Annotated in this window: 4 protein-coding genes; 3 read left to right on the plus strand and 1 reads right to left on the minus strand. The window is 31.1% G+C overall.

All coding sequences use genetic code 11. The features are described 5' to 3' along the window. The first annotated feature begins 109 nt into the window (after nucleotides 1-109). The 3 genes from ACLR9T_RS05515 to ACLR9T_RS05525 all read left to right on the plus strand — a co-directional run bounded on the left by ACLR9T_RS05515 (nucleotide 110) and on the right by ACLR9T_RS05525 (nucleotide 9,958). Nucleotides 110-3,181: an ATP-binding cassette domain-containing protein gene (locus ACLR9T_RS05515; RefSeq protein WP_413108534.1), complete on the plus strand. Its 3,072-nt coding sequence runs from the start codon at nucleotides 110-112 to the stop codon at nucleotides 3,179-3,181. A gap of 118 nt (nucleotides 3,182-3,299) precedes the next feature. After that, nucleotides 3,300-3,656 carry a hypothetical protein gene (locus tag ACLR9T_RS05520; RefSeq protein WP_413108535.1) on the plus strand — a complete coding sequence of 119 codons (357 nt, stop codon included), beginning with the start codon at nucleotides 3,300-3,302 and terminating at the stop codon, nucleotides 3,654-3,656. Nucleotides 3,657-4,201: 545 nt separating this feature from the next. Further along, on the plus strand, nucleotides 4,202-9,958 hold the full coding sequence (locus ACLR9T_RS05525) for a discoidin domain-containing protein (protein WP_413108536.1): 5,757 nt from the start codon (nucleotides 4,202-4,204) through the stop codon (nucleotides 9,956-9,958). A gap of 106 nt (nucleotides 9,959-10,064) precedes the next feature. Here the strand turns inward: ACLR9T_RS05525 and ACLR9T_RS05530 are convergent, their stop codons facing one another. Beyond that, nucleotides 10,065-11,168 (minus strand): methionine synthase, encoded by a 1,104-nt coding sequence (locus ACLR9T_RS05530; protein ID WP_413108537.1) that lies wholly within the window; start codon nucleotides 11,166-11,168, stop codon nucleotides 10,065-10,067. Nucleotides 11,169-11,220 lie beyond the last annotated feature (52 nt).

Genomic DNA, 11,220 nt, shown 5'->3' on the forward strand with positions numbered 1-11,220 from the left:
GTTTTTGATAAAATATATAGTCTTTTTTTAATAAAAAATACTTTTTGTTTATTTTCAGTTTATAATAAAGTAGTAGAATTAGCTTAACATAAAAAAGGAGATAAATTAAATGCTTCAAATACAGAAGATAACTAAAGAATATATTACAGGAGATTTACATCAGGTAGCATTAGATGGAATATCATTAAATTTGCGTGATAATGAATTTGTTGCGATTCTTGGACCAAGTGGTTCAGGGAAAACAACACTTTTAAATATAATAGGTGGCTTAGATCGTTATGATAGTGGAGATTTAATCATTAATGGGATTTCAACAAAAAAATATAAAGATCGTGATTGGGATTCTTACCGAAATCATACCATTGGATTTGTATTTCAAAGTTACAACTTGATTCCTCATCAAACAGTTTTAGCTAATGTTGAGCTGGCTCTAACAATATCTGGTATCTCAAAAAGTGAACGACGAAAACGAGCAATAGATGCTTTAAAGCAGGTAGGGTTGGGTGAACATCTTCATAAACGCCCTAATCAGATGTCTGGTGGTCAAATGCAGCGGGTGGCGATTGCTCGGGCATTAGTAAATGACCCAGATATTCTTCTTGCAGATGAGCCAACAGGGGCTCTTGATAGTGATACTAGTGTCCAGGTTATGGAATTATTAAAGGAGGTAGCTAAGGATCGTTTAGTAGTAATGGTAACTCATAATCCTGAGTTAGCTCAAAAATATGCTAATCGAATTGTCAAAGTACGTGATGGGAAAATTATTGATGATACAAATACTTTTAAAATTGATACTGATAAACAACCCCCTGTACAGCATAAAAATATGGGTAAAGCATCAATGTCATGGTTAACATCACTATCTCTAAGTTTTAATAATCTAAAAACAAAAAAAGCGCGAACTATTTTAACATCTTTTGCTGGTTCAATTGGGATTATTGGGATTGCTTTAATTCTTTCTCTTTCTAATGGAGTAAATCAATATATTCAATCGATTGAAGAAGAAACGCTTTCAGAATACCCTTTACAAATTCAAAGTACTGGTTTTGATATAACATCGATGATGACGGATGCTCACCCAAATCAAAATAAAGGTGAAAAAGATGATACTAAAATCCATGTATCACAGATGATAACAAATATGTTTTCTAAAATAGGTTCTAATGATCTAACTTCATTAAAAGAATATCTTGATAGTGGAAAGAGTGATATTAAAAAATATACTAACTCAATTGAATATAATTATAATATCGCACCACAAATATACAGTACTAGTTTTGAAAAGATTAGGCAGGTTAATCCTGATAAATCTTTTTCGTCTTTAGGTCTTGGCTCTTCCACCAATACAAACAGTTTAATGTCCTCAATGATGAGCACGGATGTTTTTTATCAGATGCCTAGTAATTCAAATCTTTATGAAGATCAATATGATATAAAAGCTGGAAAATGGCCTAAGAGTTATAATGAATGTGTGCTTGTATTAAGTAAAAATGGTAATATCAATGATTTTATGCTTTATACATTAGGATTACGTGATTATTCAGAACTTGATAAAATGATTGAACAGTTTTCAAAAGAAGAATCAGTAGATATTCCTAATAATATCAATTCTTATTCATATAAAGATATTTTAGGAATTGAGTTTAAACTTGTTAATGCGATTGATTATTATCAATATGATAGTAATTATAATGTTTATAAAGACAAAAAAGATGATCAAAATTATATGAAAAATTTAGTTGAAAATGGTGAAAATATTAAAATTGTAGGTATTGTTCAACCTAAAGATTCAGCCACAGCAACGATGTTACAATCAGGAATTGGCTATCCTGCAACATTAACAACCCATGTAATTGAACAGGCTGCAGCAAGTGAAATAATTAAAAAGCAGTTAGATAATCCTAATATTGATGTTTTCACAGGTAAAGAATTTAGTGATAAAAATAGAAATCAACTAGATTTAAACTCATTATTTACAGTTGATGAAGAAATGTTGAAAAGTGCTTTTACTTTTGACCAAAGTAAACTTTCTATGGGAGATTTAGATCTAAGTCAGATTAAATTGGATTCTTCTATTTTACCAACAATTGATGTAAATAATATTTTTAGTGATATGAAAGTAAATATATCACAAGATAGTATTGAAGGTTTAACTAAAAATGTTATGACTCAATTTCAAAAATACTTAAAAGAAAATGGATTGACAGATCCAACTAAGATGAATGAATATTTTAGAGCTTTTTTACAAACTGAACAAGCTCAAAAATTGTTTCAAGATGAAATGATTAAACTTATACAAGCAAGTGATTTAACTGAACAGTTTGAAAGCCAGATACAAAAACAAATGCAGATAGTTATGGCTGAATATACAGAAACAATAAGTAAATCATTGAAGCAGCAAATAAGTTTGCAAATTAATAAACAAATGGGTAATCTTGCTGGCAATATGCAAGATGCAATTAATATAGATACAAGTGCATTTGCTAAAGCAATCAAGATGAATATGAATGAAGAAGAACTAACAGAATTAATGATGTCTTTAATGACTTCAGAGGTATCATCTTATGATGGGAATCTAAAAAACTTAGGTTATTGTGATTTTAATAAACCAAGTGCTATAAATATCTATCCAAAGGATTTTGAAAATAAACAAAATGTAATTAATATTTTAGATAAATATAATGATGATGTTAAAAAAATTGATGAAAATAAAGTTATTTCTTATACTGATTATGTTGGTACATTAATGTCATCAGTAACTGATATCATTAATGTAATTAGCTATGTTTTAATTGCTTTTGTTGCTATTTCATTAATCGTATCTTCAATTATGATTGGGGTAATTACGTATATTAGTGTATTAGAACGTAAAAAAGAAATTGGTATATTAAGAGCAATAGGAGCGTCAAAGAGAAATATTTCTCAGGTTTTCAATGCCGAAACTTTTATTATTGGTCTATTGGCTGGGGTTTTAGGGATTGTAATAACATTACTATTACTTATTCCTGGTAATGCACTAATTCATGATATAGCTGGAAATACAAGTGTCAGTGCTATTTTACCAATTGGTGGAGCTGTTATTTTGATTGTTTTAAGTGTTGTTTTAACATTGCTAGGGGGCTTGATTCCATCTAAAAAAGCTGCATTAGAAGATCCAGTAACAGCACTTCGCAGTGAATAATTTTAAATGAGTTTCTTATTTGTTTAAATAAGAGACTTTTTTTATTTAATTGTTGTTAGTATAAATATATGATAAAATTATTTAAAAATTAAAGTATAAAAAGTGGGGAGAAATTAATATGATAAAGAAAAAAATAGGTATCGGTTCAGTATCATTGCTTTTAGTTATAGTTGCGGTTATTTGGAGCTATAACATATTAGATTTTTGTATGGGTGATAAAATATTAACTTTTTTGAACTTGCCAACGTGGTCTGGGAAGGAAAGTGGGCAACAGATTATAAATACATTTTCTATAGTTCCATTTACAAAAGATGGACAGAGCATTCATTATACTGTTTTCTATTCTTTTATCTTACTATTTCCAGCTATAGTTTTAGCAATAAGAAATAAAAATGATTTATTTGCAAATATTGGAAAATGGTTAGCGTTAGTTTTTATAGTATTATTATTGGTAAGTCGATTGTTAATAATATAATATTTCTAGTTTTATGATGGATTTAAACAAATTATTCATATGAAATCAAAAACTGCTATAGCAGCTGTTTATTATTAATATTTGTTTCATTATAATAAGATGATGAAGAAATTTATGGTAGTATATAAAAGGATAAGGAAACTAAGAGTTGAAAAAGGTGTCTTAAGAAAAATACATCAGGGCAATTTGTAACAGAAAGAGGAGACAGGCATATGCAGGTCTATTAAGCGTTATCGAAACATCAAGATAAAATAAAAAGAATGGTTTAGAAGAGTTAGAGCAGATGTTTACTAACTAGCCGTTCTTTTTCCAATATCTAAACTAACGGTATTTATTCTTTTGGTGAATAGTTACAACAAAATATTATAACTTTAGTAAAATTATTGACAAAAACTAACTGAATGTTATACTTATTACGTAAGTGGGTTGTTACTTTTAGTAGGCAAGACCAAGTACAGTTATACTATATTTTAGTATAGAACTGTATTTGGCTTTTTTATTTTATTATCCAGTTACTATTATACAGATAAGAAAGGAATGGGAAAATGGAGAAAAAGATTGGAAAAAAAGCAGTTGCACTAGGTTTATCAATGACGATGTTGTCGGGGCAAATAGCATCATCATTAACGTTGCTTTCAGCTCAAGAAACAGATAATTTAGAAGATTATAGTGATACGACAAAAATGAGAAGCATTGATACATTAGATGCTAATGCAGTAACTGTTGATAAGAATTTTAATGTATCACCATTGTATGATATTGAAAATAATGAGTTATTATTACCACGTATCAAAGGTTATAAAGTTGAGGTTTTTGGTAGTGATAACAAGGCCACTATTTCATTAGATGGAAAGGTAACACGTCCCTTAGTTACTCAGACTGTTAAGTTGTTATATAAGATTACTAATGAGTCTGATGGTACTTTTATTACAACTGAAACAAATGCAATGATAAAAATACCAGCTAAAGAAACTGATGTTAATGGAGAAAACTCTAAACCACAGGTGATTCCTGAATTACGTGAGTGGGTAGCTGGTGATGGAGAGGTTGATCTAACAAATTCTAGAATTGTTCTAGGTACAGAAAAGTTTAGGGAAGCAGCAAAAACTTTTAAAGCTGACTATGAAGATCTAACTGGTCGTGATATCGAAATTGTAACTGGAGATGGAAAAAATCTTCAAAAGGGTGATATTTTTATTGGTGAAGCTACTGATGAAACAATGCTTGGTGATGAAGGATATTACATGAATGTTGGCGGTGAAAATGCAAATCAGGATTATGTAGAGATTAAAGCGATACACAATACTGGAGCGTTATATGGAACAATTTCAATTTTGCAGATCTTAAAACAGGATACAACAGGACAGAATAATATCTCAAAAGGATTGGTTAAGGATTATCCTAAGTTTGAACAAAGAGGAATGATGTTTGATGTTGCTCGTAAATGGATTCCAATGGAATATTTACAGGATCTGACAAAACAAATGAGCTGGTATAAATTAAATATGTTATCATTGCATTTAAGTGATAATGATATTTGGAATGGTTTATCCACTGAAAATGGTCGTAATGGTGACCCTGAAGGATGGTTCCGTTTAGAAAGTGAGCGTTTCCCAGAATTAAATCAAAATAGTGATGGTTATGATCGAGGTGAGTATTATACTAAGGAGGAATTTAGAAATTTACAGTATAACTCTATGGATCTAGGAATTGATGTAATTCCTGAATTAGATACACCAGGTCATGCTTTAGCATATACTCGTGCTTGGCCGGGTTCACAACGTGGAGATAATTCAAAGTACTTGGATGCTAAAAATTCTGATAATTTAGAAAAAGTAAAAGAATTATTTTCAGAATATATTGAGGGATATAACGGTGGAGAACCAACATTTGTTGGTCCGAATGTTAATATTGGTACTGATGAATATAAATCAGGAACTGCTACTGATAAAGAAGCTTTTAGAGCATACTGTGATGCATTATTAAAACATGTCAAATCTTTAAGGAAAGAACCAGTATTTTGGGGTTCATTAACTGAAAATAATGGAAGTACTCCTGTAATGAGTGATGCGACTATGTTTGCATGGTATCAAGGATACGCTAATGCTAAACAGTCATTGGATGCTGGATACAAGATTATTTCAATGGAAGACATGGAGGTTTATATCGTTCCTGGTGGTGGTTATTATTCAAATCAGTTTGGTCGAGCTGAATATTTATACAATAACTGGTTACCTAATAAAAATTCTGGCTGGGCTGGAAATAATGCTCCAGATGCTCATCCTGGAGTAATGGGTGGTCAGTTTGCGGTATGGAATGACTTTGCTGGAAATGGTATTTCAGTTCAGGATATTAGCTATCGAATTCAACATAATTTGTATACAATTGCTCAAAAAACATGGGCTGGGACACAAGCTAAAGATGAAGGTAAATCATATGATGATGTTAAACAATTAGCTAATACATTAGGTGATGCACCAAATGCAGATTTCTTATATGAAATTGATGAAAAAATTAGTAATAATGAAGTTATTAAATTAGATGATGTAGCTGTTAATAAGATTACAAATGGGGTTGATATTACTAGTAATACTAATGTTAGTGAAAATGCTGCTGGTAAAAATGGTAATGGTCTTAGATTTAATGGTGGAAGCAGTTATTTAACTACAGAACTAAAATCTGCTGGTTTTGGGTGGACTTCTTCAATGTGGATCAATCCTTCTGCAGACGGGATTTTAATGGAAGGTAAAACAGGGACATTAAGATTAGAAAATGGTAAATTGAAATATGATGTTGAAAACTATACTCATACGTTTGACTGTAATATTGAAAACGGTAAATGGACACATATCGCATTAACAGGAACATTTGAAGGGGTTAGTTTATATATTGATGGAGAAAAGTTTGATTCATTGATCGGTAAACCATTCCCTAACTGGAATAATAATTCAGGATGTAATTCATGGAATGGAACTTATCCTACTAATGATAAAGGACAAAGAACACAGCGATATTATGAAACATTAATGTTGCCAATGGAAGTTATTGGAAGTAAGGAAAATTCAGTAACTGCTTCAATCGATGAGCTAAACATCTACAATAAAGTTTTAACTGATGCAGAAATCGCTAAACTTGCAGGGACTCAGGCTGGAGTAGAATATGAAAATCTAGCATTAGGAAAAACAGTTACTGCTTCTGGTCAAGAAACTGCAACCTGGACACCAGATAAAGTAGTTGATGGTGATACTACAAGTAATAACAGCCGCTGGTCTTCAAATTATAGTGATGAAGCCTGGTTAACAGTTGATTTAGGTAAAGGTCAAAATGTTAATAATATTAAAATATTCTGGGAAGCCGCTTATGGTAAGAAATATAAAATATTAGTTAGTGAAGATAATGAAAACTGGCAGGAAGTATATAACGAAGAAAATGGAACAGGTGGTATCAAGGATATAAAATTTGATATGAAAGAGAATATTCGTTATGTTAAATTCCAAGGTGTTCAAAGAACAGCAGCAAGCGATGGAGTGAAATATGGTTTCTCATTCTATGAGATGGAGGTATATGGCGATAAGACTGCTGGAGATTATGAACGCCAAAATGTTGCTTTAGATAAAGCGGTTGAAGTAGGTAACTATCATTCAGCAAGTACAGAGGGTGACCGTTCAGGAAGCAAAGCAGTTGATGGTGATCTGGATTCACGTTGGGAATTTGATCTAAATAATACTAATACTAACTTTATTAAAATCCCATTAGCAAATGATGAAGATGTTGATAAAGTAGTTATTAAACAAATGGTATGGGGTGGTGCTAACCGTATTACAAAATACCGTATTACTGCTGTAAATGGTGATCAGGAAACTGAAATTTTACCAGAGGCATCATTTGATGGTGGTGATATTGACAGTGCTAATAAAATAGCAACTAAAGTAATTGAATTAGGACAGACAGTAAAAGCTGATGCAATTAAGATTTATCTAACTCCTAAAGCAGCAGGACCTGATGATTTAGTTAATATTCGTGAAATTGAATTATATGGAACAAAAGCTAAAGATGAAACACCAGTGGATCCAGTAATAACACGTGAACATACTAAAATCTCACAATCAACAATGAGTGCTAGTGCAAGTAGTGAACATCCGAATGTAGGTTCTGAAGGTCTTGCATCAATGGCGATTGATGGTAATAGTGGTACCTGGTGGCATACTAACTGGAGCAATCCGGTAGCTTTACCGCAAAGTATTACGCTAGACTTACATGAAATAAAAACAATTGGTAAATATACTTATTTACCTCGTACAGGTGCTGGTAATGGTACTATTAGTAAATACACATTGGAATCAAGTATTGATGGTGTAAATTATACAAAAGTAGCTGAAGGTACATGGGAAGTTAATGTGGCTGAAAAAGTAGTTGAATTTGCTCCAACTCATGCCCGCTATATTCGTTTGACAGCACTTCAAGGTGTTGGGGGATTTGCTTCAGCAGCAGAGTTAAATGTTTATAAAACAGATGCTAAGTTAAAGAGTGATCTACAACAACTAGTTGATGAATCAGAAAAAATTGATTTAGATGGATATATCGCTTCAAGTACAATTAAATATCAAACAGCAATTGAAACAGCTAAAAAGTTACTTGAAAAAGAACCAACAGAAAAAGAGATTGCTCAAGCAAGTAAAGCAATTCAGGCAGGACTTTCTGCATTAGATTCATTAGGTGATAAAACTGCACTTGTTGAATTATATGAAGCTAATAAAGATTTAATTGAAGCTAATTATGTAAAAGGTAGCTTCAAAGATTTTACTAAGTCAATGGAGGCAGCTAAATCAATAATTGATAGTAGTGAAGAAATTGGACAAAAAGAAATTAACAAGGCAAGAGATGCAATTAACGAGGCTTTAGAAGGATTAATCAGTATAGTAGAACTTAGAGAAAAGATCGCTTTAGGTGGAATTTATGATATAACTGATATGACAGCTGCTTCTGGTGATGAATTAACACTTCGTTTGGCAAATGCTGTTAAGGTTATTGCAGATGAAAATGCAACACGTAATCAGGTTGAAATAGCACTTTATCGTTTAGATATTGCAATTGAAGAAATTGAAGTTGATACTACTGCGTTATCTCAATTGATTAATCGTCTAGATAATAAAGAACTTTATACATCTTCATCATGGGATACATTTATGATTGTTTTAGAAGCTGCAAGAAGTGCTTTAAATAGTTCAGAAATATCTGTAATTACAAATGCTCGTTTAGCTTTACTTGAAGCTGAAGAAAATTTAGTTATAAAAGCTGAAGCTTCAGTTATGGCAGCTTTACAAGATTTAGTTAGTCAGGCTGATAGTCTAAACAGTGAGGATTATACTGCTGAATCATGGCAAGGATATAGTGATTTAATTGCTAAAGCTAGAGTATTATTAGCTGATTTAGATGATGCTAGTCAAGTAGAAGCAGTTGATCTTGTTACACAAATAACTATGTATGATTTAATAGAAAAAGAAACTAGTGAAGTTAATACACAGGCTTTAAAAATAGCAGTAGAGCTTGCTAAAGAAGTTAGTGAGACAGATTTAGAAGATGTTGTACCAGCTGTAGTAACAGAGTTTAAAGCAGCGTTACTTGAAGCTGAAGAAACTTTGAAAAATCCTAATAATCAGACAAAAGTAGATGCTTCATTTAACCGTTTAGCCCAGGCAATGCATATGTTATCATTCATAAAAGGTGATAAAACTGAATTGATAAAACTAATTGATAAAATCAATGGATTAAACAGTCAGGATTATATTACAAATTCTTGGGATTCAATGCAGCTAGTATTAAAAGAAGCTAATGATGTAGTAGCTGATGAAAATGCTTTAAAAGATGATGTGGCTAGGACATATGATAGTTTAGTTAGAGCATTCATAAACTTGAGATTGAAACCAAATAGAGATCTATTACAAGACTTAATTAATAAAGTTGAGAATTTAGATAGAGCTAATTATACTGTTGAATCTTGGAATTCATTAGAAATAGCTTTAATCCAGGCTAAAACAACGCTTGCAGATGAAAATGCAACTGTAGAAGATATAATGCAGGCAGAAACAATATTGAAGAATACAGTTGATAATCTAGTAGTAGTAAATCCAGTAGACCCAAATTTACCTGCTGAAGCAGTTAAACCTGGTAATACAGCTACTGATATACAACAATCAGCAACAAAAACTGGAGATGATGTTTCATTACAAGCATTCTTACTTGCTAGTGGAGCTGCATTGGGTGCGATGTTGATTTCTAGAAAAAAACGTAAAGAAGATTAAGATATTAAAATAACCTGCTTAAAATAGAATTTCTATTGCAAGCAGGTTTTTTAATTATAAAATAGATTTTAAGGATAGATAAGTATAGGATACTAATAGAAGGTTATTAGATGAAATCTTTGCATGAAACTAAAAGATCAATTTTTTTCCATTGAGTCTTTTCATCAATACAGTTACCTTCTTCGACAGAAGCAAAGCCGCATTGTGGCGATAAAGCAATATTATTACCTATAATCTTTTTTGCTTCTAGAAACCTTGTTTTAATTTCATTATATGATTCTAAGTTAGGATTTTTAGTTGAAATTAACCCTGCAACAAAAGTTATATCAGTATTTTTTAATCTGGCCCATGGCTCAAATGAGCCAGAACGATAATCATCGTATTCAATAAATAATCCATCATAAGGTATCTGACAAACAATAGGTGCAATTGAATCATATAATCCAGAAAAGAGAGGATAACCTTTGAAATTCCCCTTACAAAAATGATTTGCAATAATCATATCATCAGGTTTGTTTTCTAGTGCTTTTGTAGATACTATTTTAAACCATTCTAATATTTCCTTTTTTTGATAACCCAAAGAGGATACTTTTGTTAGAAAGTTATTATCGATCATATAAGTCCATGAAGTATCATCAATTTGTAAATAACGACAACCATGATCATAAAGATCTTTTATAGCATTTTGAAAAGCAAGACCGATATCATTGATAATAGCATTAATATCATTATTATAATAAGTGGTTTTCTTTATTCCGAGTTGTAAAAAATGATCTACTAATATCATATTTGGTCCTGATATACATTTTTTAGCTTCTATGCCTGAATATTTTTGAACTAGTTGATATAAATAGTCCCAAGCAGCGATTTCAGGATGATTCTTATTTTTATCATATCTAATTTTCCCATTAATCATCCCAAGTTCAATATGATTAGTTACTCCATTTCTAATTTTATCAAGATGTTTTGTAGTAAATCCATCAAATTCTTTTAACCAATCTAAGTGCCACCATCTTCGTCTAAATTCGCCATCAGTAACAAATTTAAGACCATGTTTTACTTGTTTTTCAACAAGTTTATCAATTTCTTTATCTTCGATTTTTCTTAATGTGTCTAAATCAATTTCATGATTAAAGTACTTTAATCGTGCTTCTTTAATTTCCTGTGGTCTTAAAAATGAACCAACAATATCATAGTTTATATTTAACATAATTTTCTCCTTTAACTTAGAATATAAAAATATTATAGGTAGAGCACATATA

The organism is Thomasclavelia sp., from assembly GCF_047249845.1.
Taxonomy (GTDB): domain Bacteria; phylum Bacillota_I; class Bacilli_A; order Erysipelotrichales; family Coprobacillaceae; genus Thomasclavelia.

What these genes read in the sequence shown, in the direction of transcription:
- ACLR9T_RS05525 (WP_413108536.1), top strand. Translation starts at nt 4,202, where the DNA reads ATGGAGAAAAAGATTGGAAAAAAAGCAGTTGCACTAGGTTTATCAATG.
- ACLR9T_RS05520 (WP_413108535.1), top strand. Translation starts at nt 3,300, where the DNA reads ATGATAAAGAAAAAAATAGGTATCGGTTCAGTATCATTGCTTTTAGTT.
- ACLR9T_RS05530 (WP_413108537.1), bottom strand. Translation starts at nt 11,168, where the DNA reads ATGTTAAATATAAACTATGATATTGTTGGTTCATTTTTAAGACCACAG.
- ACLR9T_RS05515 (WP_413108534.1), top strand. Translation starts at nt 110, where the DNA reads ATGCTTCAAATACAGAAGATAACTAAAGAATATATTACAGGAGATTTA.